22 protein-coding genes and 1 pseudogene are annotated in these 26,321 nt (G+C 69.8%); 16 read left to right on the top strand and 7 right to left on the bottom strand.

Translation table 11 applies throughout. The annotated features are described in order from the left end of the window. The first annotated feature begins 109 nt into the window (after positions 1 to 109). The 3 genes from ACQEV2_RS13525 (at position 110) to ACQEV2_RS13535 (ending at position 1,453) form a co-directional block, all read left to right on the top strand. Positions 110 to 532: an excalibur calcium-binding domain-containing protein gene (locus tag ACQEV2_RS13525; protein WP_433054421.1), complete on the top strand. Its 423-nt coding sequence runs from the start codon at positions 110 to 112 to the stop codon at positions 530 to 532. 95 nt (positions 533 to 627) lie between these two features. Next, positions 628 to 960: a MazG-like family protein gene (locus ACQEV2_RS13530; protein ID WP_433039758.1), complete on the top strand. Its 333-nt coding sequence runs from the start codon at positions 628 to 630 to the stop codon at positions 958 to 960. 1 nt (position 961) lies between these two features. Beyond that, positions 962 to 1,453 carry an NUDIX hydrolase gene (locus ACQEV2_RS13535; protein WP_433039760.1) on the top strand — a complete coding sequence of 164 codons (492 nt, stop codon included), beginning with the start codon at positions 962 to 964 and terminating at the stop codon, positions 1,451 to 1,453. 842 nt (positions 1,454 to 2,295) lie between these two features. On the opposite strand, the gene ppdK is transcribed toward ACQEV2_RS13535, so the two are convergent. Then, the gene (gene ppdK / locus ACQEV2_RS13540) at positions 2,296 to 5,016 is read right to left on the bottom strand and encodes a pyruvate, phosphate dikinase (protein ID WP_433039762.1); all 2,721 of its coding nucleotides are present in this window, start codon (positions 5,014 to 5,016) and stop codon (positions 2,296 to 2,298) included. A 497-nt stretch (positions 5,017 to 5,513) separates the two neighbouring features. Then, positions 5,514 to 6,743, bottom strand: coding sequence for an ROK family protein (locus ACQEV2_RS13545; protein WP_433039764.1), 1,230 nt, complete (start codon positions 6,741 to 6,743; stop codon positions 5,514 to 5,516). A gap of 120 nt (positions 6,744 to 6,863) precedes the next feature. Here ACQEV2_RS13545 and ACQEV2_RS13550 point away from each other — a divergent pair, with 120 nt between their 5' ends. The 3 genes from ACQEV2_RS13550 (at position 6,864) to ACQEV2_RS13560 (ending at position 12,250) form a co-directional block, all read left to right on the top strand. After that, complete coding sequence (locus ACQEV2_RS13550; protein ID WP_433039766.1) at positions 6,864 to 8,282, top strand: MGH1-like glycoside hydrolase domain-containing protein; 1,419 nt, start codon at positions 6,864 to 6,866, stop codon at positions 8,280 to 8,282. Next, the gene (locus tag ACQEV2_RS13555; RefSeq protein WP_433039768.1) at positions 8,279 to 10,216 is read left to right on the top strand and encodes an amylo-alpha-1,6-glucosidase; all 1,938 of its coding nucleotides are present in this window, start codon (positions 8,279 to 8,281) and stop codon (positions 10,214 to 10,216) included. Before ACQEV2_RS13550 ends, ACQEV2_RS13555 begins: the two co-directional genes overlap by 4 nt. Positions 10,217 to 10,405: 189 nt before the next feature. Further along, positions 10,406 to 12,250, top strand: coding sequence for a CDP-alcohol phosphatidyltransferase (locus ACQEV2_RS13560; RefSeq protein ID WP_433039770.1), 1,845 nt, complete (start codon positions 10,406 to 10,408; stop codon positions 12,248 to 12,250). Here the strand turns inward: ACQEV2_RS13560 and dusB are convergent, their stop codons facing one another. Continuing rightward, complete coding sequence (gene dusB, locus ACQEV2_RS13565; protein WP_433039772.1) at positions 12,251 to 13,417, bottom strand: tRNA dihydrouridine synthase DusB; 1,167 nt, start codon at positions 13,415 to 13,417, stop codon at positions 12,251 to 12,253. Between the two features lie 94 nt (positions 13,418 to 13,511). Between dusB and ACQEV2_RS13570 the strand changes: the two genes are divergently transcribed. From ACQEV2_RS13570 to ACQEV2_RS13580, 3 genes and pseudogenes are all read left to right on the top strand, one after another. After that, positions 13,512 to 14,957: an MFS transporter gene (locus tag ACQEV2_RS13570; protein ID WP_433039774.1), complete on the top strand. Its 1,446-nt coding sequence runs from the start codon at positions 13,512 to 13,514 to the stop codon at positions 14,955 to 14,957. A 543-nt stretch (positions 14,958 to 15,500) separates the two neighbouring features. After that, positions 15,501 to 15,719 carry a hypothetical protein gene (locus ACQEV2_RS13575; protein ID WP_398818137.1) on the top strand — a complete coding sequence of 73 codons (219 nt, stop codon included), beginning with the start codon at positions 15,501 to 15,503 and terminating at the stop codon, positions 15,717 to 15,719. Next, positions 15,716 to 16,161: pseudogene (locus ACQEV2_RS13580) on the top strand (GNAT family N-acetyltransferase); the annotation flags it as partial. The gene ACQEV2_RS13575 and the pseudogene ACQEV2_RS13580, both read left to right, overlap by 4 nt. 44 nt (positions 16,162 to 16,205) lie before the next feature. Here the strand turns inward: ACQEV2_RS13580 and ACQEV2_RS13585 are convergent. Next, the gene (locus tag ACQEV2_RS13585; RefSeq protein ID WP_433039777.1) at positions 16,206 to 16,805 is read right to left on the bottom strand and encodes a TetR family transcriptional regulator; all 600 of its coding nucleotides are present in this window, start codon (positions 16,803 to 16,805) and stop codon (positions 16,206 to 16,208) included. Positions 16,806 to 16,834: 29 nt separating this feature from the next. Beyond that, a complete protein-coding gene (locus ACQEV2_RS13590; protein ID WP_433039779.1) occupies positions 16,835 to 17,842 on the bottom strand; it encodes an aldo/keto reductase in 1,008 nt (335 codons plus the stop codon). 173 nt (positions 17,843 to 18,015) lie between these two features. Here ACQEV2_RS13590 and ACQEV2_RS13595 point away from each other — a divergent pair, with 173 nt between their 5' ends. Next, a complete protein-coding gene (locus ACQEV2_RS13595) occupies positions 18,016 to 19,071 on the top strand; it encodes a chitinase (protein WP_433039781.1) in 1,056 nt (351 codons plus the stop codon). A 3-nt stretch (positions 19,072 to 19,074) separates the two neighbouring features. On the opposite strand, the gene ACQEV2_RS13600 is transcribed toward ACQEV2_RS13595, so the two are convergent. After that, positions 19,075 to 19,686: a LysE family translocator gene (locus ACQEV2_RS13600; RefSeq protein WP_433039783.1), complete on the bottom strand. Its 612-nt coding sequence runs from the start codon at positions 19,684 to 19,686 to the stop codon at positions 19,075 to 19,077. A gap of 159 nt (positions 19,687 to 19,845) precedes the next feature. On the opposite strand from ACQEV2_RS13600, the gene ACQEV2_RS13605 reads away from it, so the two are divergent. Further along, entirely contained in the window at positions 19,846 to 20,973 is a 1,128-nt protein-coding gene (locus ACQEV2_RS13605) for an endonuclease/exonuclease/phosphatase family protein (RefSeq protein ID WP_433039785.1), read from the top strand. A 101-nt stretch (positions 20,974 to 21,074) separates the two neighbouring features. Here ACQEV2_RS13605 and ACQEV2_RS13610 read toward each other — a convergent pair whose 3' ends face one another. Further along, positions 21,075 to 22,457 carry a glycine--tRNA ligase gene (locus ACQEV2_RS13610; protein WP_433039787.1) on the bottom strand — a complete coding sequence of 461 codons (1,383 nt, stop codon included), beginning with the start codon at positions 22,455 to 22,457 and terminating at the stop codon, positions 21,075 to 21,077. A 162-nt stretch (positions 22,458 to 22,619) separates the two neighbouring features. On the opposite strand from ACQEV2_RS13610, the gene ACQEV2_RS13615 reads away from it, so the two are divergent. The 5 genes from ACQEV2_RS13615 to ACQEV2_RS13635 all read left to right on the top strand — a co-directional run bounded on the left by ACQEV2_RS13615 (position 22,620) and on the right by ACQEV2_RS13635 (position 26,289). Then, the gene (locus ACQEV2_RS13615) at positions 22,620 to 23,594 is read left to right on the top strand and encodes a metal ABC transporter substrate-binding protein (RefSeq protein ID WP_433039789.1); all 975 of its coding nucleotides are present in this window, start codon (positions 22,620 to 22,622) and stop codon (positions 23,592 to 23,594) included. Positions 23,595 to 23,613: 19 nt separating this feature from the next. Then, positions 23,614 to 24,381 carry a metal ABC transporter ATP-binding protein gene (locus ACQEV2_RS13620; RefSeq protein ID WP_433039791.1) on the top strand — a complete coding sequence of 256 codons (768 nt, stop codon included), beginning with the start codon at positions 23,614 to 23,616 and terminating at the stop codon, positions 24,379 to 24,381. Further along, entirely contained in the window at positions 24,381 to 25,283 is a 903-nt protein-coding gene (locus tag ACQEV2_RS13625) for a metal ABC transporter permease (protein ID WP_433039793.1), read from the top strand. Before ACQEV2_RS13620 ends, ACQEV2_RS13625 begins: the two co-directional genes overlap by 1 nt. Positions 25,284 to 25,342: 59 nt before the next feature. After that, the gene (locus tag ACQEV2_RS13630) at positions 25,343 to 25,765 is read left to right on the top strand and encodes a Fur family transcriptional regulator (RefSeq protein ID WP_433039795.1); all 423 of its coding nucleotides are present in this window, start codon (positions 25,343 to 25,345) and stop codon (positions 25,763 to 25,765) included. A 116-nt stretch (positions 25,766 to 25,881) separates the two neighbouring features. Further along, the gene (locus ACQEV2_RS13635; RefSeq protein ID WP_433039797.1) at positions 25,882 to 26,289 is read left to right on the top strand and encodes a hypothetical protein; all 408 of its coding nucleotides are present in this window, start codon (positions 25,882 to 25,884) and stop codon (positions 26,287 to 26,289) included. Positions 26,290 to 26,321: the final 32 nt, after the last annotated feature.

Below are 26,321 nucleotides of genomic sequence, written 5' to 3' on the forward strand. Positions count from 1 at the left end.
AACTCCCCCGCCCCGTCAGCTCCTTACTACGTTCGTCACCTCATATCCGGCCGATCGCAACTTCCCGATCATGAGCGCCGATATCACCACGAACATGGAAGGACGCTCCGTGAACCTGCTCCGCAAGCCCGGCGCCATCGCCGTCGCCGCGCTGGCCCTCGCCACCCTGCCGTCCGTGGCCGCAGCGCACGACGGGGACCACCCGTTCCAGAACTGCGCCGAGGCCTACGCAAACGGCTACTCCAACATCGCCGAGGGCGACGAGCATTACGGCTCCCACCTGGACCGCGACAACGACGGCATCGGCTGCGACAACCCGCCCGCGGACTTCGTCCCCGCCGAGGACCACGAAGCCGGGTCCGGTGCCGGGGAGGACACGACGTCCGACGAGGCGACGGGCCAGGACGGCACCGACCTGGCCGCGACCGGAGGCGACGACAGCACGCCGTACGTCGCGGCCGGCGGCGCGGCCGCCCTGCTCGCCGGGAGCGGGGTGCTGCTGGCGGTGCGCAGGCGTCGCGCGCCCCGCTGACGCCCTGCCGGTGACCATCTGCGCCGCGCTACGTTCCTTCGGATGGACGGGCTCTCCCTTCCTCTCCTCGCTCACCCGAAGAAAGGAACACCAACGTGGACAGGACCGCGTGGCAGACCACGGCCGAACTCGCCGCGTTCCTCGACCGGGCCACAGCGCACGTGCCCGCCGCGCAGCGGCGCGTACTCCAGGTGCTGAAGATCGGCGAGGAGTTCGGCGAAGCCGCCCAGGCCGTCATCGGAGCGACGGGCACGAACCCGCGCAAGGGAGCGAGCCACACCTGGGACGACGTGACGGCGGAGGTCTGCGACGTGATCATCACGTCGATGGTGGCGCTGCACCGCCTCGGCGTCCCCGACCCCGAGGCGGTGTTCACCGAGCACCTGAAGCAGGCCGCGGCCCGCACCGTCGCCGTCCGGGAGGCTTGACGTGGAGCGAGTGCTGCCGCGCGAGGAGTGGATCAAAACCCTTCCGCAGGCCGTCGTCGCCTCCTGCGTGCTGCTCCTGGACCCCGACGGCCGCATCCTGCTGCTCCGCTACGCCGAGGGCCGGCCGAGTGCCGGAACCTGGTGGCTGCCCGGCGGAATGCTGGAGCACGGCGAGGACCCGCCGGCAGCCGCACGCCGAGAACTGTACGAGGAGACCGGCATCATCCTCGACCAGCCCCTTCGCTTCCTCGGCTACGACCACCGAGCCGACATGAAGGGAACGGGCCCGGTGGTCGACTTCTTCTTCCACGGCGGCACCCTCCCGGCCGGGCAGACCATCAGACGCAGCCCCGAGCACGACCAGGACGGCCTCTTCTCCCTGCCCGAGTTGAACACCACGCCCCTGACGGCACATCTGCCGACGCTCACCGCCCTGCACACGGCCGCCCGCTCCGGATCCGTCGTATGCCTCCGGGAAGGGCGGCCCCTGTGACAGCGGTGACACAGCACGCGGCCGACGCCCGCCTGAACGCCGCTACTTGGGACGGGATCGGCCGCCCGAACCGGCCTCACCCGAAGACCATGGCCTGGATGTTCCGTACGGCTCCCGGCCCCGGTCCGGAACGGGCCACTCACCGGCGCGACCGTCGCGGAGCTCGGCTGCGGTCACGGAGCACAACTCGCCGGCCTCACCGAGCACGGCCTCGCACGCGGCATCGGTATCGACGTGTCTCCGGTACGCATCCACCACGCCATGACCAGCTTCGCCCCCATACGCTCCCTGGAGTGGTGGCTGGGAGACGCGGTGCCGATCATCCCCCACCTCCCCTCCTGGACGCGGCGTTCTCCAACTTCGGCGCTCTGTGGTTCGCCGACCCGCACCGCATCCTGCCCGCCCTGACCGACCGCCTCCGCCCCGGCGGACGCCTGGTGTTCTCCTGCCTGACCCGCTCACCGGGCATGCCGGAGGGGAGGCGTCGACTACGTGTTCCGGCCCACGGATCCGGTGAACGCGTTCTGGGGTTCGGTCGTCGTGAGGGCCCGGTGGCGCGGGTAGGGGCGAGGACTCAGCGGGTGGGTTCGAGCGCTCGTCCCAGGGCGTCAGCTTGCTGGGTTTGGGCCCGCCGGAGAAGTGCTTGGGCAATCGCCATTTAGCCAGATCAGCGCCATAGCTCGACAGTCACCGCAGATCATGCAGGAGAGGGCGGCACCCCCGCACAGGGTGCCGCCCTCCTTGGTGCACCGGAGTCGCCGCCCATCGGTCTTGAGGGTCGGGGACAGGCGACGACTCCGGAGTTTCAGTGGGCCGTAGGCCTACCGATGACCGCGACGGGCCTACCGGTGGTCGCTCCCCGCCGACTGCGAAGCCGCCCGGCCCGCCTCAAGGCGTGCCACCGGGATCCGGAACGGCGAGCAGGAGACGTAGTCGAGGCCGACCTCGTGGAAGAAGTGGACCGACTCGGGGTCACCGCCGTGCTCGCCGCAGACGCCGAGCTTCAGGTCGGGGCGGGTCTCACGGCCCGCCTTCGCCGCGGCGGCGACCAGCGAGCCCACGCCGTCCTTGTCGATCGTCTCGAAGGGGGAGACTCCGAAGATGCCCTTCTCCAGGTACGCGGTGAAGAACGAGGCCTCCACGTCGTCCCGGCTGAAGCCCCACACCGTCTGGGTGAGGTCGTTCGTGCCGAAGGAGAAGAACTCCGCCGCCTCGGCGATCTGACCGGCCGTGAGGGCAGCGCGCGGCAGCTCGATCATCGTGCCGATCGACAGCTTGAGCGACGTACCGGTCGCCGCCTCGACCTCCGCGATCACTGCGTCGGCCTCCTCGCGGACGATCTCCAGCTCCTGGACCGTGCCGACGAGCGGGATCATGATCTCGGCGCGCGGGTCGCCCTTGGCGTTCTTGCGCTCGGCCGCGGCCTCCGCGATCGCCCGTACCTGCATGGTGAACAGGCCGGGGATCACGAGACCCAGGCGTACGCCGCGCAGGCCCAGCATCGGGTTCTGCTCGTGCAGGCGGTGGACGGCCTGGAGCAGGCGCAGGTCGTTCTCGTGGGACTCCTGGCGGGACTCGGCCAGGGCCACACGGACCGACAGCTCGGTGATGTCCGGCAGGAACTCGTGCAGCGGCGGGTCCAGGAGACGGACCGTCACCGGCAGGCCGTCCATCGCGGAGAACAGCTCCACGAAGTCCTGCTTCTGGAGCGGCAGCAGGGCCTTCAGGCTCTCCTCGCGCTCCTCCTCCGTGTCCGCCAGGATCAGGCGCTCCACCAACTCGCGGCGGTCGCCCAGGAACATGTGCTCCGTACGGCACAGACCGATGCCCTGGGCGCCGAAGCGACGGGCGCGCAGCGCGTCCTCGGCGTTGTCCGCGTTGGCGCGCACCCGCAGCCGGCGCTTGCGGTCGGCGAACGCCATGATCCGGTGCACGGCCTCGACCAGCTCGTCGGCGTCGTTGGCACCCGCGTGCATCCGGCCCTCGAAGTACTCCACGACCGGGGAGGGGACCACCGGGACCTCGCCCAGGTAGACCTTGCCGCTGGAGCCGTCGATCGAGATGACGTCGCCTTCCTCGACCACGTGCCCGCCCGGCACCGTCATCCGGCGCCGCTTGGTGTCGACCTCGAGCTCCTCGGCGCCGCAGACACAGGTCTTGCCCATGCCGCGCGCGACGACGGCCGCGTGGGATGTCTTGCCGCCGCGGCTGGTCAGGATGCCCTCGGCCGCGATCATGCCGTCCAGGTCGTCGGGGTTGGTCTCCCGGCGGACCAGGATGACCTTCTCGCCCGAACGCGACCACTTCACCGCGGTGTACGAGTCGAAGACCGCCTTGCCGACGGCCGCACCCGGCGACGCCGCGATGCCCCGGCCGACCTGCTCGACCTTCGCGTTCTCGTCGAAGCGCGGGAACATCAGCTGGGCGAGCTGGGCGCCGTTGACGCGCTGGAGCGCCTCGGCCTCGTCGATCAGGCCCTGGTCGACGAGCTGCGTCGCGATGCGGAAGGCCGCGCCCGCCGTGCGCTTGCCGACGCGGGTCTGGAGCATCCACAGCTGACCGCGCTCGATCGTGAACTCGATGTCGCAGAGGTCCTTGTAGTGGTTCTCCAGCGTCTCCATGATCTGCATCAGCTGGTCGTACGACTTCTTGTCGATCGTCTCCAGCTCCGCGAGGGGGACGGTGTTGCGGATGCCCGCGACCACGTCCTCGCCCTGCGCGTTCTGCAGGTAGTCGCCGTACACGCCCTGGTGGCCGGAGGCGGGGTCACGGGTGAAGGCGACGCCGGTGCCGGAGTCCGGGCCCAGGTTGCCGAAGACCATGGAACAGACGTTGACGGCCGTGCCCAGGTCGTGCGGGATGCGCTCCTGGCGGCGGTAGAGCTTCGCGCGGTCGCCGTTCCACGAGTCGAAGACCGCCTTGATGGCGAGGTCCATCTGCTCGCGCGGGTCCTGCGGGAAGTCCCGGCCGGCCTCCTTCTTGACGATCTTCTTGAAGGCGGTGACCAGCTTCTTGAGGTCGGCGGCCTCCAGGTCGGTGTCGACCGTGACCTTCTTGGCCTCCTTGGCCTTGTCGAGGGCCTCCTCGAAGAGGTCGCCGTCGACGCCGAGGACGGTCTTGCCGAACATCTGGATGAGGCGGCGGTACGAGTCCCAGGCGAACCGCTCGTCGCCGGCCTGCTCGGCGAGGCCCTTCACGGACTTGTCGGAGAGCCCGATGTTCAGGACCGTGTCCATCATGCCGGGCATGGAGAACTTCGCGCCGGAACGGACCGAGACGAGCAGGGGGTTGTCGGCCTGGCCGAGCTTCTTGCCCATCTTCGTCTCGAGCGCGTCGAGGTGCGCACTCACCTCGTCACGCAGTGCCGCCGGCTCCTCGCCACTGTCGAGGTAGACCTTGCAGGCTTCCGTCGTGATCGTGAAGCCCGGGGGAACAGGGAGTCCCAGGTTGGTCATCTCGGCGAGGTTCGCGCCCTTGCCACCCAGGAGGTCCTTGAGGTCCTTGTTTCCCTCGGTGAAGTCGTAAACGAACTTCGCTACGTGGGGTTCTTTGTTTTCCGACACGGTCTCGACTCCCTCGAGGACGCGGTGGCTGCCCTGACGGCGAGGAACATACCCAGATCGAAGGCGCCTGGGTACGTCCACTCACGCGTCATGCGCCCGTAACCACTCGTCCGCCAGCGGATCGAAAGTCAAAGCTTGGCAAGCAGAGACAGGCGGATGTTTTCACTTCTTGAATGCATGGGCGCCCAGAAGCGCCCTTTCCTGCTCAGATGAGCGGCCATCCTGCACGTCTGATTTCGATCGATGAACGATCAAGGGGTGGCACCGAGTGCCACCCCTTGGAGAAGTGCAGCCGCTCAAGATCCGCTCATCTGAGCGCAACCCTTATCAAGGGTGGCGAGAATCACGCTGCCACAGCGCGCCGGATTTCACCATGCGGACGCGCTTCGAGACAGGAAACCTCGACGTCACACACCCATGACCGACGGACGTCACGCCCATGACCGACGGACGTCACACCCGTGACCGACAGAGGCCACACCCATAGCCGCCAGACGTCACACACCCATGACCAGCAACCGTTCCTCCGCCCGCTCCGGCGCGTAGAGATGCTCCACGACCATCGCCCCGGCCCCCACCAGCCCCGCCCGCTCCCCCAGTCGCGAGGTCACGACGTCCAGATGAGCGGTGGAGCGGGGCAGCGCCCGCTGATAGAGCAGCTCCCGCACCCCGGTGAGGAAGGGCGTCCCGGCCAGATCCCCGGCGATCATCAGCACCCCGGGGTTGAGCAGCGTCACCACGGTCGCCAGCACGTCCCCGACCTGCCGCCCGGCCTCGCGCGCGAGCGCCGCCGCCCCCGGATGCCCGGACGCCAGCAGGTCCCGCACATCCGAGCCGGAGGCCGCCGGCACCCCGGCCTCCGCCAGCCGCCGGGCCACGGCGCCACCGCTGGCGACGGCGGCGAGACAGCCGTAGGACCCGCACCGGCACAGCGCGTCGGCGCCCACCCGGATGTGCCCGATGTCGCCCGCGCCCCCGTCGACGCCCCGGTACACCGAGCCGTCCACGACGACGCCCGCACCGATACCCGTCGACACCTTGACCAGCACGAACGCCGAGCAGTCCGGGTATCCGGTGCGCTGTTCGCCGTACGCCATGAGGTTGGCGTCGTTGTCGACCAGGACCGGCACGGCCCCGGCCCCCGTGTGCTCGGTGAAGGCCCTCGCCAGCCGACCCCTTATGTCGTAGCCGTCCCAGCCCGGCATGATCGGCGGCTGGACGACCCGGCCGGTCTCGCTGTCCACCGGCCCCGGCACCGCGAGCCCGATGCCGCATACCTCGTCGGCCCGGCGGCCGGCCTTCTCCAGCAGTTCGGCGAACCAGCGCGCCAGCTCGCCCAGCACCGCGTCCGGCCCGTCCTCGACGACCGGTGTGCCGCTGTGCTCGGCGAAGATCTCGCCGGTCAGCGACAGGACGGCGGCGCGTGCGTGCCGGGTGTCCAGGTCGGCGGCGAGGACGACCGCGTGCTCGCCGTCGAACTCCAGGGTGATGGAGGGGCGTCCGCCCAGCGGGGAGTCCACGGGACCGCCGGCGCCCTCGCGCAGCCAGCCCGCGCGGAAGAGGCGGTCGAGGCGCTGGCCGACGGTGGCGCGGGAGAGACCGGTGGCCTGCTGGAGGGCGCCGCGCGTGGTGGCGCGCCCGCTGCGGACGAGTGCGAGCAGATCGCCGGCGCCCGCCTGACTACCGCTCTTCGTCGTCCTGCCCGTCCGACCCGGCTGACCGGTCATGCGCACCCCCTTGTGTTTCTCAACCCTGCATTACATATTGGGTTTTGCGTGTTAAATAGACGTAACCCTACGGTAGCCATGACCGAACCGGTCGGCCGGACGTCTTTCGGGGAGCCCCGAGTGGATCGCACTGCCCAGCTCACAGCCCGTCGCGCCGAGCGTGACATTGCATACGATCCGCCGCCCGCGGCCGGTTCGCTGCACGTCAGGGCCGCCCGGGTGCTGGAGACCAACTGGACCGGCACCTCGACGGTGCCCTCCCGCGGCCTGTATCCGCACCAGTGGTCCTGGGACTCGGCGTTCATCGCGATCGGCCTGAGGCACCTCTCGCCGTTACGGGCACAGACGGAGCTGGAGACGCTGCTCGACGCCCAGTGGGGTGACGGGCGGATCCCGCACATCGTCTTCAACCCCTCCGTACCGCTCGACGCCTACTTCCCGAGCCCCGACTTCTGGCGCTCCTCGACCGCGGGGCGCGCTGCGGGCGCCCCGCGCACCGTACAGACCTCGGGCATCGTGCAGCCACCGGTGCATGCGCTGGCCGCGTGGCTGGTGCACTGCGCCGACCCGGGACTGTCCCGGGCGCGCGGTTTCCTCACCCGGGTGTATCCCCGCCTGGCGGCCTGGCACCGCTATCTGCTGCACCGGCGGGACCTGGGCGGGGGCGGCCTCGCGTCCGTCGTGCACCCCTGGGAACAGGGTATGGACAACAGCCCCTGCTGGGACGCGCCCCTGAGCAGGGTCACGCCCGCCCCGGCCCGCTCCTTCCGCCGCGCCGACCTCGACCACGGGGCGGCCGAGGACCGGCCGACGGATCTGGACTACGGGCGGTATGTGCGGCTGGCGACGGACTACCGGGACGCCGGGTATGCAGACGGGCCCGGCGATTTCGCTGTCGAGGACCCGGCGTTCAACGCCCTGCTCATCGCCTCCGAGCACGCGCTGGCCCGGATCGCTCGGGAGCTGGGGGCGACCGGCACGGCCCGGCACGCGCGCGCCGAGCGGCTGACGGCGGCACTGATCGACCGTATGTGGGACCCGGCGGAGGGGATGTTCTTCTGCCGCGACGTACGCGGCGGCGGACCGGCCGGGGAGCTGATCCCGGAACGCAGCGTCTCCGGCCTGATCCCCCTCCTTCTGCCCACCCTCCCGCGCGACATCACCGCCGCCCTGGTCCGCACGGCCCACGGCCCGCACTTCGGCCTCGGCGACACCACCCGCCTCGCCCCGTCGTACGACCTCCTCGGCGAGGCCTTCGACCCGCACCGGTACTGGCGGGGCCCGGCCTGGTTCAACACCGCCTGGCTGCTGGAGCGGGGCCTGCGCACGCACGGCGAGACCGACCGGGCCGACGCACTGCGCGCGGCAGTGCTGGACCTCGCCGACAGCACCGACTTCGCCGAGTACGTCGACCCGTACACCGGCGAGGCCTGCGGAGCCACCGGCTTCGGCTGGACCGCCGCGCTCACGCTCGACCTGCTGCACAGCAGCCCCACTGTCACTCAAATCTCGGGAGTCAAGGGAGGTAACCGGGGATGACGGACCGGCATCATCTGCTCGTGTACGGGGGCACGTTCGCCGCCGTCGGCGACGGCGGGGACATCAGCGGCGTGCGGGGCGTCGGCTCCCCGGACGGGTTGTTCGTACGCGACGCCCGGCACCTGAGCCGCTGGCAGCTCACAGTGGACGGGGCCGTGCCCGAGGCCCTCTCCCCGGTCGCCGACGGGGACACGGCCCGCTGTGCCCTGGTCCCGCGAGGCGGCCGCAACGAACCACCCGCCTACACCCTCTTCCGCGAACAGGCGGTCGGAGACGCCTCGTTCATCGAGTCGCTCCGCGTGACCAGCAACCGCCCGGTCCCGACGACGGTCCGGCTCGCCATCACCGCCGACGCCGACTTCACCGACCAGTTCGAGCTCCGCTCCGACCACCGCACCTACGCCAAGACCGGCGTCACCCGCTCCCGCCAAGTCCTGGACGACGGCGTGGAGTTCACCTACCAGCGCGGCGAATGGCGGTCGATCACGACCGTCACGGCCGATCCCGCCCCGGACGGCGTCGAGGAGACGGGCACCGGCGCCCGCCGCCTGGTCTGGGCCCTGGACCTGGAACCGCACGGCACGGCGGAACTCACCCTGCGGGTGATGGCCCGCCCGCACGGCGACAAACGGGCCCTGCGCGTACCGCGCTCCCCCGCCGCCCTCACCGGCCAACTCCTGGCCCTGGAGGGCGAGTTCGTAGAGGGCGTGGCCTTCCCGACGGGCTGGCCGGAGCTGGCCGCCGCCTGTGCCCGGGGCCTGGCCGACCTGGCCTCGCTCCAGGTCCCGGCGACGGGCCCGGACGGCGAGGAGCTGCGCGTCCCGGCCGCAGGAGCTCCCTGGTTCCTGACCCTGCTGGGCCGCGACGCCCTCCTCACCTCGCTCTTCGCCCTCCCGTACCGCCCCCAGCTGGCCGCCGCCACGCTCCCGGCACTCGCCGCGACCCAGGCGACGGAGACCGGCATCGACGCCGTGTCCCAGCCCGGCAAGATCGTGCACGAGGTACGCCACGGCGAGCTGGCGCACTTCGGGCAGGTGCCGTACGGCCGCTACTACGGCTCGGTGGACGCGACGCCGCTGTTCCTGATCCTGCTGGGCGCGTACGTGGAACAGACGGGCGACGCGCCAACGGCTCGCCGCCTGGAGCGGCACGCCCGCGCGGCGATCGCCTGGATGCTGGACCACGGCGGACTGACCTCCCGCGGCTACCTCGTCTACCGCGCCGACCAGGGCGGCCTGGCCAACCAGAACTGGAAGGACTCCCCCGGCGCCATCTGCTCGGCCGACGGCACCCGCCCCGGCGGCCCGGTGATGGCGGCGGGCGCCCAGGGCTACGCGTACGACGCCCTGCGCCGCACGGCATGGCTGTCCCGCACGGTGTGGCAGGACGAGACCTACGCGGCCCTTCTGGAACAGGCGGCGGCCGACCTCCGCGACCGTTTCCAGCGGGACTTCTGGATGCCGGATCGCTCCTTCCCCGCACTGGCGCTGGACGGTGGGGGCCGGCAGGTGGACGCGCTCGCCTCGGACGCGGGGCATCTGCTCTGGTCCGGCCTGCTGGACAAGGAGTACGGCGAGCTGGTGGGCCGCCGCCTCCTGGAACCGGACTTCTTCTCGGGCTGGGGAGTCCGCACCCTGGCGGCCGGCCAACCGGCGTACCACCCCCTCTCCTACCACCGGGGCTCGGTCTGGCCGCACGACAACGCCCTTATCGCCCTGGGCCTCGCCCGCTACGGCCTCCACGACGAGGCCCGCACGGTCGCCCACGCCCTGGTCGACGCGGCGACGACAACCGGCCACCGGCTGCCGGAGGTCCTCGCGGGCTACGGCCGTGACACCCACGCGGAACCGGTGCCGTACCCGCACGCATGCGTACGGGAGTCCCGCTCGGCGGCGGCTCCGCTGGCGCTGCTGACGGCGGTGGGAGGGGCGTAGATCCGGGGCCGGGCAGACTGCCACGGGTCCGTTGGCCTGGTGTTTGCCCAGCGTTTGCCGAGCGCTGGGGCGCCACGGCTGAACACCGGCTGGGGGCCGCCCGTACGGGATGACGGCGGGCCCCCAGCCTCCCCAGCGAGGCCCGCCGCACCACTTCCCACCAGGGGCCTCGCACGGAAGGACCTTCGGGTGCCTGTGTTCACGCGCCTACGTCAACTGCCCGGCAAGAACGACGAACCCGCGGCCGCCGACGGCGAGGTAGCCCCACAGGGGCCACCGGCACCCGACGACGAAACCAGCACGGGTGGTGCGGGTGGGAACAACTCGGCCGAAGGCGAAGCCGAGGCCGCAACAGACGAACCCGCACCCGACGACGAAAGCGGCACAGGTCGTGGGAGTGGTGAGGTCAGGAAATACCTCGGCTGGACCGTCACCGCCCTCGCCGCCGCCCTCATCCACGTCTGCCTGCAAATGCCGAACACCCTCGGCAACCTCAAACCCACGGAGTTCCTACGCCTCCCCGCGGAGGCCATCATCGGCGCCGCCGTACTCCTCGCCCTCCCCCGCCGCCCCCGCCTGATCACCGCAGCGATCTCCGGCGCCGCCCTGGGCGCCCTCACCGCCCTGAACATCCTCGACATCGGCTACAACGAATACCTGGGCCGGCACTTCAACATCGTCCTGGACTGGGAACTCCTCGACGACGCCCAGTCGTACATGAAGGACTCCCTGGGCGGCACGACCACCGTCCTCCTCACGATCGGCGTCGTCCTCCTGGTCGTAGCCCTCATAGCCGCCGTCGCCCTGGCCACCGTACGCATCGCCGACCTCCTGGCCCGCCACAAGGCGGACGCGTCCCGGGGCGCCCTGATCGCCGGCACCGTATGGATCACGTGCACGGCGTTCGGCCTCCAGGTCGCCGGCGTGCCGATCGCCGCGGACCACACCGCCGGTGTCATCAAGGTGCACGCACGCCGGGCGATGGACACCCTCCGCGACGAGGCGGCGTTCGCGAAGGAGGCGAAGGCGGACACCTTCGGCAACACACCGGCCGACCAGCTGGTGCCGGACCTGCGCGGCAAGGACGTCATCTTCACCTTCATCGAGAGCTACGGCCGCAGCGCACTGGAGGACCCGCTGATCGCCCCCGGCGTGACCAACACCCTCGACACCAGCACCGAGGCGCTGGAGAAGGCAGGCTTCCACGCGAAGAGCGGCTGGCTGACGTCGGCGACATACGGCGGCAGCAGCTGGCTGGGCCACTCCACCACGCTCTCCGGCCTGTGGATCGACAACCAGCAGCGCTACCGCACCGTGATGGCGAGCGACCACCTCAGCCTCACCAAGGCCTTCCAGAAGACCGGCGACTGGGACACGGTCGGCATCATGCCGGGCGTGCAGAAGGGCTGGCCGGAACAACAGTACTACGGCCTCGACAGGGTCTACAACGCCTTCCAACTCGGCTACAAGGGCCCGAAGTTCAGCTGGTCGACGATGCCCGACCAGTACGCGCTCGAAGCCTTCCAACGCCAGGTCCACGGCAGGAATCGCGACAAGCCCCTGATGTCGGAGATCATCCTGACCTCCAGCCACCAGCCCTGGGCGCCGATCCCGAAGATGGTCGACTGGGACGACCTCGGCGACGGCTCGGTCTTCGAGCCCATCCAGCGGGCGGGCACCGACCCCGCGGACATCATCTCCGACTCCACCCGCTCCAAGCAGGAGTACGGCAAGTCGATCGCGTACTCGCTCACCAGCCTCACCCAGTGGCTGGAGCGCTACGGCACCGACGACACGGTCCTCGTCTTCCTCGGCGACCACCAGCCCATCTCACGGGTGAGCGGCGCGAAGGCCGGCCGGGACGTGCCGATCTCGATCGTCGCCAAGGACCCCAAGATCCTCGACAAGATCACCACCTGGAACTGGACGGACGGCCTCCAGCCCGCCCCCAAGGCCCCCGTCTGGAAGATGAGCTCCTTCCGGGACCGTTTCCTGACGGCGTTCGGCTCGACACCGCACGCCTCGACGGAATGATCAGCCCCCGGAGGTGTCCAGCTCCGCGTCCTCGCTCACGCCCGCGCAGTCGTACGGGTCCTTGAGCCAGCCGTCCGGCAGCACGACCCTGTTGTTCCCCGACGTGCGACCGCGAGGGCCGTCGGCGCCCACCGGCCAGGGCTGGTCGAGGTCCAACTCGTCGAGCCCGGAACGGAGTTCCTCCAGCGACGACGTGATGGCGAGCCGCTTGCGCATCTCCGAGCCGACCGCGAAGCCCTTCAGATACCAGGCCACGTGCTTGCGGAAGTCGATGACACCGCGCGCCTCGTCACCGATCCACTCGCCGAGCAGCGTGGCATGCCGGACCATGACGTCGGCGACCTCGCGGAGCGCCGGCCGCGCACTGCATCCATCAGTGCCTCCGGCACGGGCCTCGTCCCGGCCCTCGAACGCCGCCACCAGATCCGCGAACAACCACGGCCGCCCCAGGCACCCCCGCCCGACGACGACCCCGTCGCACCCGGTCTCGCGCACCATCCGCACGGCGTCCTCGGCCGACCAGATGTCCCCGTTCCCGAGCACGGGGATCTCCGGCACATGCTCCTTGAGCCGCGCGATGGCGTCCCAGTCGGCCGTGCCGCCGTAGTGCTGGGCAGCGGTGCGCCCGTGCAGCGCGATCGCCGTCACGCCCTCCTCGACGGCGATCCGCCCGGCGTCGAGGTAGGTGATGTGATCGTCGTCGATGCCCTTGCGCATCTTCATCGTGACCGGCAGATCACCCGCCCCGCTGACCGCCTCCCGCAGAATCGCCCGCAGCAGATTCCGCTTGTACGGCAGCGCGGAACCGCCGCCCTTCCGGGTCACCTTCGGCACCGGGCACCCGAAGTTCAGGTCGATGTGATCGGCCAGCCCCTCCTCCGCGATCATGCGGACGGCTTTGCCGACGGTGGCCGGGTCCACTCCGTACAGCTGGATCGAGCGCGGCTTCTCGGTCGCGTCGAAGTGGACCAGCTGCATGGTCTTCTCGTTGCGCTCGACCAGCGCCCGGGTCGTGATCATCTCGCTGACGAACAGCCCTTTGCCCCCACTGAACTCACGGCACAGCGTGCGGAAGGGCGCGTTGGTGATCCCGGCCATGGGGGCCAGGACGACGGGCGGCTGGACGGTGTGCGGGCCGATCTGCAGGGGCGTGGCGGTCATGGGCATTCCCCCATTGTCGCGTACGGCGACGCATGCGACCGCCTCCGGTTGCCAATTCATTAGTTAGACGCACTATTGACACCGGCGTACGCTGGACCCCATGCCCGAGCTCACCCCTCGCCGACGTCTGCTGGTCCTCGCGATCTGCTGTATGAGTCTGCTGATCGTGAGCCTCGACAACACCGTGCTCAACGTCGCCCTGCCCGCCCTGCAACGCGACCTCCACGCGAGCACCTCCGGCCTGCAGTGGACGATCGACGCGTACACCCTCGTCCTCGCCTCACTGCTGATGCTGGCCGGCTCCACGGCGGACCGCATCGGACGCAAGCGCGTCTTCATGGCGGGCCTGATCGTCTTCACCGTCGGCTCGGCCCTGTGCTCCCTCGCCCCGAACCTCGACGCGCTGATCGCCTTCCGCATGGTGCAGGCGGTGGGCGGTTCGATGCTCAACCCGGTGGCGATGTCGATCATCACCAACACCTTCACGGACCCGCGCGAGCGGGCTCGGGCGATCGGCGTGTGGGGCGGGGTGGTCGGCATCTCCATGGCCGCGGGCCCGCTGGTCGGCGGCCTGCTGGTGGAGTCGGTCGGCTGGCGGTCGATCTTCTGGGTCAACCTCCCGGTGGGCCTCGCGGCGCTCCTGCTCACCCTCCGCTTCGTCCCCGAGTCCCGCGCCGCGAAGGCACGCCGCGCCGACCCGGTCGGCCAAGTGCTGGTCATCGCCCTGTTCGGCTCACTGACGTACGGGATCATCGCGGCGCCCACCGCACCGGCCGGCGAGACCCTGCTCCTCGGCGCTGTCTCCCTGACCGCGCTGACCGCCCTCCTCGTCTACGAGCCCCGCCGCGCCGAGCCCCTCATCGACCTGCGGTTCTTCCGCTCGGCGCCGTTCAGCGGGGCCACGGTGATCGCGATCAGCGCGTTCGCGGCGCTCGGCGGGTTCCTGTTCCTGTCCACGCTGTATCTGCAGAACGTGCGCGGGCTGGACGCCCTGCACGCCGGCGTGTGGATGCTGCCGATGGCCGCGCTGTGCTTCGTCTGCGCACCGGTCGCGGGACGGGTGGTCGGCAACCGGGGGCCTCGGCTTCCGCTGCTGATCGCGGGGGTGTCGATGACGGCGTGCGGAGTGCTGTTCGCGGCGTTCGAGGCGGAGACCCAGAACGCCACGCTGGTCCTCGGATACGTCCTGTTCGGCCTCGGCTTCGGTTTCGTCAACGCGCCGATCACGAATACGGCGGTGTCCGGGATGCCGCGGGCGCAGGCGGGCGTTGCGGCGGCGGTTGCTTCTACCAGCCGCCAGCTGGGGCAAACACTGGGCGTGGCGGTCGTCGGTGCGGTACTGGCATCGGGGGTGGGGGCGGCGTCGTACCGGACCGCGTTCGTCGCCGCCGCGCGGCCCGCGTGGTGGATTGTCGCCGGGTGTGGGTTGGCGGTACTGGTCGTAGGGGTGCTGACCAGTGGGGCGTGGGCGCGGAGGACTGCCGAACGGACGGCTGAGCGGTTGGAGTCGGCGGAGGTGCGCGAGGCGTCTCGGGTCAGTGCGTAGTTCGGCGGCGACGCTTGGCGGCCGTAGCCCCGCTCTGTGCTGATGCTCGCTGCCGCACCTCGTCCGCGTCGCACTCCTTGGCACGCCCTCATGACGACGGAAGCGGAAAGCATCGTTCCGTATTCGTGCGACGCCACCAGCCGACGCAAGGGTTCGCCATGTGTTTCGCCACCCGTCGGAAACCCAAGAATGAGCACTCCAGCGCAGACAGGAGTAGATGTGACGCAGCATCAGATCGAGGGTCATCCGGTGTTCGAGCTTCGGCTCGGTCCGCTTCATGTGACCGTTCAGCGAGTCCCGGTCTGGTTCGTCACCCTGATGACCACCGCGATGGGTACAGGTGCCGTGTGGTGGACCAGTCGGTGACGTTGCCCCTCCAGCCACGCACCATCGACTGTCCGACATGTGAGGGTGTGGCCACAGGTTGGTCAACGCGCCGGTGAAGAGTCCCTGTTGATGTTGGTCTTGCTGCACACTCCTTGCTGCGCGCGACCGCTCGGGGCCGTGCGCACGGACTCGATGTCCTCGGACGCTGGAGGCGTCATGCTGGAGATCAACACGAGCAAGGTGAGCCGCTGGGACCAACACGGACGGGAGCACGTCGTACGAGTGGAGCGCAAAGGCCCGCAGCGCACGGTCAGATGCGACACGTGCGGTTGGCGCAAGGGCGCCCAGTTCCTGCCCTGGCTGAAGGCGGAGGAGCATCTGGCGGAGGCCCACCAGGCGACGGTGGACCCGACGGAGGCGCAGCAGGAACGATGACGTTCATACGTCGCTACCGCCCCGAGGACCGGGAGCCACTGGAAGACATCTGCATCCGCACGGCACACGAGGGCGGCGACAGCCGGCCGCACTATCAGGACCCCGGTGTCTTCCCGGTGACGTTCGCGCTTCCGTACGTCGCTCTGGAACCGGACCTCGCCTTCGTCCTGGAGGACGGTCACGGCCGGGCGGTCGGCTACGTCCTCGGCGCGGCGGACACTCCCCGCTTCGTGGAGGCGTTCCGCACCAAGTGGCTGCCCTCGGCCCCGACAGCTACCCGGAGCCGCCCGGCCCCCCGACCACCCCGGACGAGGAGATGATCCGGCTCCTGCACCACCCGGAGCGCATGCTGGCCCCAAAGGTCGCCGCCTACCCCGCCCACCTGCACATCGACCTGCTCCCCGCCTGGCAGGGCCGGGGCCACGGCCGCGCCCTGATGCGCGCCCCTCGGCCGTACGACGCGGGAACTCGGCACCCTGTGACGGCTCAGCCGCGAGCCCGCAGCCCCCGCATCAGCAGGTCCACGAGCGCCTCGAAGTCCTTCTCCACGCCCGGCTTTTCCCACTCCTTGGCGTAGTGCGGGTCGTGGAAGCGGTCCGTCGCCCGGAACAGGGCGCCGGCCGTGGTGGCCGGGTCCTCGGCGGAGAAGGCGCCCGCGTCGACGCCCGCGCGCACGATCTCGGTCAGCTGGCCGGTGAGGTCGGCGATGTGCTCACTGACGACCGTTTCGACGGCCTCGGTGGCCAGCACCGAGTACGTGGCGAAGAGCTCCGGATCGTCGCCCGCCTTGCGGCGCTTGGCGGCGAAGAGGGCCGCGAGCCACTCGCGCACCCGGGCCTCCGGGTCCAGTTCGGGCGCCGCGACGATGGCCGCCAGCACTTCCGTCGTCCGGTCCAGCCACCTCTTCGTCACCGCCTCCCGCAACGCCGCCTTCGTGCGGAAGTGCCGGTAGACGCTGCCGTGGCTGACGCCGAGCGCGCGGGCGACGTCGACCACGGTGGCCTTGGCCGGGCCGTGGCGGCGCAGCACCTCCTCGGTGGCTTCGAGGATGCGCTCGGCGGTCAGGGTCTCGGGGGTCGGTGCCATGAGTCAGACCGTACCCGGCGGCTCGGGCACTACTTGCTGCCGAGGTGGGACATCTGTGCGGCCGGGTAGCGGTCGCCCGCGGCGGCGTCCGCCGGTACGGCCTCCTCGATCGCCGTGAGGTCGCCCGCGTCCAGCGTGACGTCCAGCGCGCCCAGCGACTCGGTGAGCCGCTCCCGGGTGCGGGCGCCGACGAGCGGCACGATGTCCTCGCCGCGGGAGAGCACCCAGGCGATGGCGATCTGGGCGACGGATACGCCCTTCTGCTCGGCGATCTTCCGCAGCGCCTCGACGAGGTTCAGGTTGTGCTGGAGGTTCTCGCCCTGGAAGCGCGGCGAGACCGACCGGAAGTCGTTCGCGGCGAGCTGCCGGTCGGGGGTGAAGTGGCCGGAGATCAGGCCGCGGGACAGGACTCCGTACGCGGTGATGGAGATGCCCAGCTCACGGGTGGTCGGCAGGACCGACTCCTCGATGCCGCGGGAGATGAGCGCGTACTCGATCTGGAGGTCGGCGATCGGGGCGGTGGCAGCGGCCCGGCGGATGGTCTCGGCGCCAACCTCGCTCAGGCCGATGTGCCGGACCCAGCCCTTCTCGACCAGTTCGGCGATCGCGCCGACGGTCTCCTCGATCGGCACCTGGGGGTCGAGGCGGGAGGGGCGGTAGACGTCGATGTGGTCGACGCCGAGGCGCTGGAGGGAGTAGGCGGCGAAGTTCTTCACGGCGGCCGGGCGGCCGTCGAAGCCGGACCAGCCGCCGTCCGGGTCGCGCAGGGCGCCGAACTTCACGCTGACCAGGGCGTTCTCGCGGAGGGCGGCCGGGGCGGTGCGCAGGGCCTCGCCGATCAGCAGCTCGTTGTGGCCCATGCCGTAGAAGTCGCCGGTGTCGAGGAGGGTCACGCCGGCTTCCAGGGCGGCGTGGAGGGTGGCGATGGACTCGGGGCGGTCCGCATCGCCGTACATCCCGGACATGCCCATGCAGCCGAGGCCGAGGGCGGAGACCTGGGGGCCGGTGGTTCCGAGGGTTCGGGTTCGCATCGTCATGACTCCACCTTGGCATGACAGCTGACGGATTTCAATATCTGTCAGCTGTCATTAGTCAGCCCATGCGCAACCCGCACACAACACCAATTGGTCCAGACCTATTGACTAAAGGTCTGGACCGCGCGACTGTCATGCTCACCACACCTCACCGCACCCCCACCGGGAGGCCCCGCATGATCCGCCGCACCCTCAGCCTGCTCACCGCAGCGCTCGCGACCGTCTGTCTCGCGCAGCTCCCCACGGCACCCAGCGCCTTGGCCGCCGCCTCCGCCGACACCTGCGCCGTGAAGTCGAAGCCGTCCGGCAAGGTCCTCCAGGGCTACTGGGAGAACTGGGACGGCGCAGCCAACGGCGTCCACCCGCCCTTCGGCTGGACACCGATCACCGACTCCCGCATCCCCGCGCACGGCTACAACGTGATCAACGCGGCGTTCCCGGTCATCCGCTCCGACGGCACCGCGCTCTGGGAGGACGGCATGGACACGGGCGTGAAGGTGGCGACCCCGGCGGAGATGTGCGCGGCGAAGGCGGCGGGGCGGACGATCCTGCTGTCGATCGGCGGCGCGGCGGCGGGCATCGACCTGAGCTCGGCCGCCGTGGCGGACCGTTTCGTGGCGACGATCGTTCCGATCCTGAAGAAGTACAACTTCGACGGCATCGACATAGACATCGAGACGGGCCTGGTCGGCAGCGGCAGCATCACCCAACTGTCCACGTCCCAGGCCAACTTGATCCGCATCATCGATGGCGTACTGGCGCGGATGCCGTCGAACTTCGGCCTGACGATGGCCCCGGAGACGGCGTACGTCACGGGCGGCAGCGTGACGTACGGCTCGATCTGGGGCGCATATCTGCCGATCATCAAGAAGTACGCCGACAACGGCCGCCTGTGGTGGCTGAACATGCAGTACTACAACGGCAGCATGTACGGCTGCTCCGGCGATTCCTACTCCGCCGGCACCGTCGAGGGCTTCGTCGCCCAGACCGACTGCCTCAACAAGGGGCTGGTGATCCAGGGCACCACCATCAAGGTCCCGTACGACAAGCAGGTACCGGGCCTGCCCGCGCAGCCCGGCGCGGGCGGCGGCCACATGTCACCGTCCCTCGTCGCCCAGGCCTGGCGGCACTATGGCACCGCGCTCAAGGGCCTGATGACCTGGTCGATCAACTGGGACGGCTCGAAGAACTGGACGTTCGGCGACAACGTGAAGGCGCTGCAGGGCCGTTGAGCCTCACCGTGCGGTGAAGGCCAGCTTCGCCCCCAGCGCCACGAACGACCCCGCGAAGGTCCGCCGCAGCCATGCCATCACCCGGGGCCGGGAGGTGACGTGGCTGCGGACCGAGGCCGCGAGGATGCCGTAGGCCGCGAAGACCACGAACGTCGCCAGCATGAACACCGCGCTCAGCAGCAGCATGCGCGGCAGGGCGTTCTCCTCGCCCGGGTTCACGAACTGGGGCAGGAACGCGAAGAAGAAGATCGTCAGTTTCGGGTTGAGGAGATTGATCAGAACGCCCCGGACGATCACCCGGCCCGCGGAGAGCGGCGCGGCGCCCTCCTCCACCGCGATGGCCTCCTTGTCCTTCAGCGTGGCCCACGCCATGTACAGCAGATAGGCGACACCGGCGTACTTGAGGATCTGGAAGGCGGTCGCGCTCGCGTGCAGCAGCGCGGCGACTCCGGTGACGGTGGCCAGCATGTGCGGCACGATCCCGAGCGTGCAGGCGAAGGCGGCGACGACGCTCGCGCGCCGGCCACGGGAGAGACCGGCGGCCAGGGTGTAGACGACGCCGGTGCCGGGGGTGGCGACCACGACGAGGGTGGTGAGGAGAAACGCGACACTCATGAGTCACACGCTGCCGTCGAGCCCGCCCGGCGCACAGGGCCAATCGCGAACCTGCGAGAAGGACCAATCCGGCGGAGAATCGGAGTTGTCGGCGAGCAGTCACCCCGGCGGCGCCTGCCACCGGCCGCGCGGAACCTCTGCGCCGCCCGAGGAGGCGCCATGACCGTCCGCATCGCCACCTTCAACACCGAGAACCTCTTCCGCCGCCCCAGGGTCTTCAACCTGAAGGACGATGCGGCGCGCGACCGGATCCTGAACGACTACAGGAAGCTGACGGGCCTCCTCGAGAAAGAGGACTACGACGTCGAGACCGACGGCAAGACAGACCGGACGCGGATCGCCGAGCTGATCCTGAAGCACGTGGTGGAGGAGGGACGGGAGACCCCGCCGCCGTTCTTCATCAACGAAACCCGCGGCCAGCACACGCTGTTCGACGTCAAGCGCAAGAACCGGAAGCTGTTCGTCGAGGTCACCGCCGACGGCCGCTCCGACTGGACGGGCTGGGTGGAACTCGTCCGCGACGACCTCGGCTGGCCGGCCGTGCACAACACCGCCCGGGTGGTGGCCGAGATCGACGCCGACATCCTGCTCGTGGTGGAGGTGGAGGACCGCACGACCCTGCGCCGGTTCAACAAACAGCTCCTCGGCGATGTGATGAAGAAGGCGCCGTACCCCTACGAGCTGGTTCTCGACGGCAACGACCCCCGGGGCATCGACATCGGGATCCTCAGCCGCTTCCCGATCACCTCGGTCCGGTCCCATGTCTTCGACCTCGATCCGGATCGGCCGGGAAAGCGCCTGTTCAGCCGTGACTGCCCCGAGTTCGAGCTCGATCTCGGCGGACAGCCGGTGTGGGTGCTCGGCTGCCACTTCAAGAGCCAGAGCGGCGACAATCCGGAACTGCGCATGGCCCAGGCCCAGCGCACGGCGACGATCTACCAGGCGGCCCGGGAACGCTCCTCGCACATCGTGGTCGCCGGGGACTTCAACGACTCCCCCGACAGCCCGGCGGTCAAGGCGCTCCTGAGCACCGGCCTCCAGGACGCGATGAGCCACTCGAGTTTCCCGGACACAGAACTCCCCGGCACGATCGGGACCGCCACGAGCCGGGACCAGAAGTTCGACTACCTCATGTTCTCGCCCGAGCTGTGGGAGCTGGTCACGGATGTGGGCGTGGAGCGACGCGGCGTCTGGGCACCCAAGACCTTCGACCACTTCGCCGAGGTGAAATCGCAGGAGACACAGGCCTCCGACCACGCCGCGCTCTTCGCGGACCTGGAGCGGTGAGAAAAAACGCCCACCCACCACCCGACCGAGTCAGGTGATGGGTGGGCGAAAGCCGGAGGTCCGGGGTCGGAGAGCCCCTGGACCGGCAACGGCAACCGGCGTCAGCAGCCCAGCAGGCGCCCCGCCAGGTACCCCTCGATCTGGTCCAGCGACACCCGCTCCTGCTTCATCGAGTCCCGCTCACGCACCGTCACCGCGTTGTCGTCCAGCGTGTCGAAGTCCACCGTCACGCAGTACGGCGTACCGATCTCGTCCTGGCGACGGTAGCGGCGGCCGATCGCGCCCGCGTCGTCGAACTCGATGTTCCAGTTCTGGCGGAGGGTCTGCGCGAGGCCCTTGGCCTTCGGGGACAGCTCGGGGTTGCGGGACAGCGGGAGCACCGCCACCTTCACCGGGGCCAGACGGTGGTCGAGGCGCAGCACCGTCCGCTTCTCCATCTTGCCCTTGGCGTTGGGCGCCTCGTCCTCGACGTAGGCGTCGAGCAGGAACGCCAGCATCGCGCGGCCGACCCCGGCCGCCGGCTCGATGACGAACGGCGTCCAGCGCTCGCCGGCCTCCTGGTCGAAGTAGGAGAGGTCCTGGCCGGAGGCCTTGGAGTGCGCGCCGAGGTCGTAGTCGGTGCGGTTGGCGACACCCTCCAGCTCGCCCCACTCGTTGCCGCCGAACTGGAAGCGGTACTCGATGTCGGCGGTGCGCTTGGAGTAGTGGGAGAGCTTCTCCTTGGGGTGCTCGTACCAGCGCATGTTCTCCTCACGGAGACCAAGGCCCGTGTACCAGTTCCAGCGCTGCTCCATCCAGTACTCGTGCCACTTCTCGTCCTCGCCCGGCTTGACGAAGAACTCCATCTCCATCTGCTCGAACTCGCGGGTGCGGAAGATGAAGTTGCCCGGCGTGATCTCGTTGCGGAACGACTTGCCCATCTGGGCGATGCCGAACGGCGGCTTGCGGCGCGAGGTGGTCTGCACCTGGGCGAAGTTGGTGAAGATGCCCTGGGCGGTCTCGGGGCGCAGGTAGGCGATGGAGCCGGAGTCCTGCGTCGGGCCGAGGTGGGTGGAGAGGAGACCCGAGAACTGCTTGGGCTCGGTGAACTGACCCTTGTTGCCGCAGTTCGGGCAGTTGATGTCCGCGAGGCCGTTCTCCGGGAGGTGGCCCTTCTTGGCCTCGTACGCCTCCTCCAGGTGGTCGGCGCGGAACCGCTTGTGACAGGAGGTGCACTCGGTCAGCGGGTCCGTGAAGGTGGCGACGTGGCCGGAGGCGACCCAGACCTCGGGGGCCAGGATCACGGACGAGTCGATACCGACGACGTCCTCGCGCGACGTCACCATGTAGCGCCACCACTGACGCTTGAGGTTCTCCTTGAGCTCGACACCCAGCGGCCCGTAGTCCCAGGCGGCGCGCTGGCCGCCGTAGATCTCACTGCAGGGGAATACGAAGCCACGGCGCTTGCTCAGGCTGACGATGGTGTCGATCTTGTCGGCGGCCACGGTGCTCTCTTCATTACGACGACGGGCGACGAAGCGAGGCGCTTCACAGCGAATGCTTCAGGGTACCGGCGGGGGCTCCCCCTCAACCAAATCGGTAGCGCTCTGTGGGCGGCCGCTCACGCTTGTTGACAATGGTTTCCATCACGGCTGAAAATGACTGTCATGAACGTACGACGACATCACATATCCGGGATCGCCATCGCGGCCGTCACCGCTCTCGGTATCGGAACTCTCTCCGCCTGCTCCTCCGACAGCGCCGCCGCGGGCAACTCGGACAAGTTCGACGTCGTCGCGTCGTTCTACCCGATGGCGTTCCTCGCCGAGCAGATCGGCGGCGACCATGTGAAGGTCTCCAGCCTGACCGAGCCCGGCCAGGAGCCGCACGACCTGGAGGTCAGCGCCCAGCAGCGCGCGCAGATCGAGGAGTCCGACGCCGCCCTCTACCTCAAGGGCCTGCAGCCGGCCGTGGACGAGGCCGTCTCGCAGTCCGGCGTGAAGACCAAGATCGACGCCGCCGCGCTCACCACGCTGGAGGACCACGGCAACCTCGAGGACAGCCACGAGCACGAGGGCGAGGCGGCGCACTCCGAAGAGCACTCCGAAGAAGAGGAGCACGCCCGCGACCCGCACATCTGGCTCGACCCGGTGAAGTACGCCGAGGTCGCCAAGGGCGTCGGCGCGGCCTTCGAGAAGGCGGACCCGGACCACGCGGCCGACTACAAGAAGAACACCGCCGCGCTGGTCAAGAAGCTCGACGCCCTCAACACGCAGTTCGCGGACGGCCTGAAGAACACCAAGACGAAGGTCTTCTTCACCAACCACGCCGCCTTCGGCTACCTCGCCGAGCGCTACGGCCTGACCCAGGAGGCCATCTCCGGGCTCGACCCGGAGAGCGAGCCGAGCCCGGCCCGGATCAAGGAGCTCCAGGAGGAGGCCAAGGCCGACGGCGTCACCACGGTGTTCTACGAGACACTGGTCTCCGACAAGACCGCCAAGACCCTCGCCGACGACGCGGGCCTGAAGACGGACGTCCTCGACCCGCTCGAGGGCATCACCGACAAGTCCAAGGGCGACGACTACTTCGGGGTCATGGAGGCCAACCTCACGGCCCTGAAGACGGCCCTGGGAGCCAAGTGACCAACCTACGGAGGGCGGCATGACCGAGCCCGTCATTTCCCTGCGCGGCATACGCGCCGAGCTGGGCTCGCGCCCCGTCCTGAGGGGCATCGACCTCACCGTGGGCCACGGTGAGGTCGTCGCGCTGCTCGGCGCCAACGGCTCGGGCAAGTCGACGGCGGTGCGCAGCATCATCGGCCAGGTCCCGGTCAGCGCGGGCGAGATCGATCTGTTCGGCACCCCGCGGGCGCGGTTCCGCGACTGGGCGCGGGTGGGTTACGTCCCGCAGCGCACGACGGCCGCGGGCGGCGTGCCCGCCACGGTGACGGAGATCGTCTCGTCGGGCCGCCTGTCCCGCACCCGCTTCGGCGTCTTCCGCAAGGCCGACCACTCGGCCGTACGGCGTGCCCTGGACCTCGTGGGCATGGCGGACCGGGCGAAGGACTCCGTCAACGCCCTGTCCGGCGGCCAGCACCAGCGCGTGCTGATAGCCCGCGCCCTGGCCTCCGAGCCCGAGCTGCTGATCATGGACGAGCCGATGGCGGGCGTGGACCTGGCCAGCCAGGAGGTACTCGCGCGCACGCTCAGGGAACAGGTCGCCGCCGGTGCGACGGTCCTCCTCGTCCTCCATGAACTGGGCCCCCTGGAGCCCCTGATCGACCGGGCGGTCGTCCTGCGCGACGGCTGCGTCCTGCACGACGGCCCGCCCCCGAAGGCCGTCGGCCAGCACGCGCTGCCCGGCCACGACCACGTACACCCGCACGCGGCTCACGACGCCGAACCGATCCGGACGGGACTGCTGAGCTGATGGACTTCCTCAATTACGACTTCATGCAGCGGGCGCTGCTGGCCGCGGTACTGGTCGGCATCACGGCCCCGGCCGTCGGCATCTACCTGGTCCAGCGCCGCCAGGCGTTGATGGGCGACGGAATCGGCCATGTCGCGATGACGGGCGTAGGCCTCGGCTTCCTTCTCTCCTGGTCCCCGGTGTGGATGGCGACGCTGGTCTCCGTCCTCGGCGCGGTCCTGATGGAGCTGATCCGCTGGTACGGCCGCACCCGCGGCGACATCGCCCTCGCGATGCTCTTCTACGGCGGTATGGCCGGCGGCGTGATGTTCATCAACCTCGCGCCGACGGGCTCGAACGCGAACCTGACGTCGTACCTCTTCGGTTCGCTCTCGACGGTGAGCGAGTCGGACGTGACGGCGATCATCCTGCTCGCCGCGTTCGTGGTGTTGGTCACCCTCGGCCTGCGCCGCCAGCTGTTCGCGGTGAGCCAGGACGAGGAGTTCGCGAGGGTCACGGGCCTTCCGGTGCGCGTGCTGAACCTGCTGACGGCGATCACGGCGGCGGTGACGGTGACGGTCGCCATGCGGGTGGTCGGCCTGCTGCTGGTCAGCGCGCTGATGGTGGTGCCGGTGGCGGCGGCCCAGCAGCTCAGCCGCAGCTTCGCGGCGACGTTCGCGATCGCCGTCGGCATCGGCGTCGCGGTGACGATCGGCGGCACGGTGACCTCGTACTACCAGGACGTTCCGCCCGGCGCGACGATCGTGCTGCTGACCATCGGCGCGTTCATCGTGCTGACGGCACTGGCGGCGCCGCTGGCCCGCCGCAGGGCCCGCGCCGCGGCCGCCGCGGAGCCCGCCGGCGACCCTGCGGAGTGCGCAATTCCGGCCAGCAGGCAGAGCGACGGCAAGGTCGGCGTCTGACCGCTGACAGTCCGGGCTGGCACAATGGCCCGGCAAGTGCAGACGTGAGGAGGCAACCGGTGACGACCGCTGGACCGCCCGTGAAGGGCCGCGCGACCCGGCAGCGGGCCGCCGTGGCGGCGGCCCTTGACGAGGTCGACGAGTTCCGCAGTGCGCAGGAACTCCACGACATGCTCAAGCACAAGGGCGACTCGGTCGGCCTGACCACGGTGTACCGCACCCTCCAGTCCCTCGCCGACGCCGGCGAGGTCGACGTCCTGCGCACCTCCGACGGCGAGTCGGTGTACCGCCGCTGCTCGACCGGCGAACACCACCACCACCTCGTCTGCCGCGTCTGCGGCAAGGCGGTCGAGGTCGAGGGGCCGGCCGTGGAGAAGTGGGCGGACGCCATCGCGGCCGAGCACGGCTACGTCAACGTGGCGCACACGGTGGAGATCTTCGGTACGTGCGCGGACTGCGCGGCGACGGCGTCCAACGACTAGAAAAATCCGGCCAGTTGGCGAGAAGCGAACTCCCGGTGACACCTCCGTGATCATGTTCATCATATGATCATCACGGCTCTTGCGACCACAGGAGCCGTGACCACAAGGAGAACAACTTGAGACTGGGACGTATAGCTGGTGTGGCCGCCGCGAGCGCCGCGCTGGTGCTGACCGTCGCGAATTCCGCGGTGGCAGCCGACCACACCATGCACACGGGGGACGCCTGGGGGAACGTGCCTGGCGTCGACTGGAGCGGCACCGGCTTCTTCAACGAGTACGGTGACGTAGTCACGATCAAGGACAACGACGCCGACGGCCGCGGTGTCACGATGAACGTGTACATCGGCAGCCCGAGCGGCAACCCGCGCTACTCGTTCACCGTCGGTGGCGAGGGCAACACCGCCACCCGCAAGGCCAGCATGGGCGGCGTGTACGACCTGCCGGAGAACACGAGGATCGGCTTCAAGTTCTGCCGTGCCCCTGACGGCGAGTGCAAGGACTACACGTTCCTCAACGACCACTAGGTCGGCCGGAACCCGGAACGGCCCCGCTCCAG

The organism is Streptomyces sp. CA-251387 (genome assembly GCF_050936625.1).
GTDB lineage: Bacteria > Actinomycetota > Actinomycetes > Streptomycetales > Streptomycetaceae > Streptomyces.

What these genes read in the sequence shown, in the direction of transcription:
- ACQEV2_RS13545 (WP_433039764.1), bottom strand. Translation starts at nt 6,743, where the DNA reads ATGACCGGTCAGCCGGGTCGGACGGGCAGGACGACGAAGAGCGGTAGT.
- ACQEV2_RS13555 (WP_433039768.1), top strand. Translation starts at nt 8,279, where the DNA reads ATGACGGACCGGCATCATCTGCTCGTGTACGGGGGCACGTTCGCCGCC.
- dusB (WP_433039772.1), bottom strand. Translation starts at nt 13,417, where the DNA reads ATGCCCATGACCGCCACGCCCCTGCAGATCGGCCCGCACACCGTCCAG.
- ACQEV2_RS13570 (WP_433039774.1), top strand. Translation starts at nt 13,512, where the DNA reads ATGCCCGAGCTCACCCCTCGCCGACGTCTGCTGGTCCTCGCGATCTGC.
- ACQEV2_RS13575 (WP_398818137.1), top strand. Translation starts at nt 15,501, where the DNA reads ATGCTGGAGATCAACACGAGCAAGGTGAGCCGCTGGGACCAACACGGA.
- ACQEV2_RS13585 (WP_433039777.1), bottom strand. Translation starts at nt 16,805, where the DNA reads ATGGCACCGACCCCCGAGACCCTGACCGCCGAGCGCATCCTCGAAGCC.
- ACQEV2_RS13590 (WP_433039779.1), bottom strand. Translation starts at nt 17,842, where the DNA reads ATGACGATGCGAACCCGAACCCTCGGAACCACCGGCCCCCAGGTCTCC.
- ACQEV2_RS13595 (WP_433039781.1), top strand. Translation starts at nt 18,016, where the DNA reads ATGATCCGCCGCACCCTCAGCCTGCTCACCGCAGCGCTCGCGACCGTC.
- ACQEV2_RS13600 (WP_433039783.1), bottom strand. Translation starts at nt 19,686, where the DNA reads ATGAGTGTCGCGTTTCTCCTCACCACCCTCGTCGTGGTCGCCACCCCC.
- ACQEV2_RS13605 (WP_433039785.1), top strand. Translation starts at nt 19,846, where the DNA reads ATGACCGTCCGCATCGCCACCTTCAACACCGAGAACCTCTTCCGCCGC.
- ACQEV2_RS13615 (WP_433039789.1), top strand. Translation starts at nt 22,620, where the DNA reads ATGAACGTACGACGACATCACATATCCGGGATCGCCATCGCGGCCGTC.
- ACQEV2_RS13620 (WP_433039791.1), top strand. Translation starts at nt 23,614, where the DNA reads ATGACCGAGCCCGTCATTTCCCTGCGCGGCATACGCGCCGAGCTGGGC.
- ACQEV2_RS13625 (WP_433039793.1), top strand. Translation starts at nt 24,381, where the DNA reads ATGGACTTCCTCAATTACGACTTCATGCAGCGGGCGCTGCTGGCCGCG.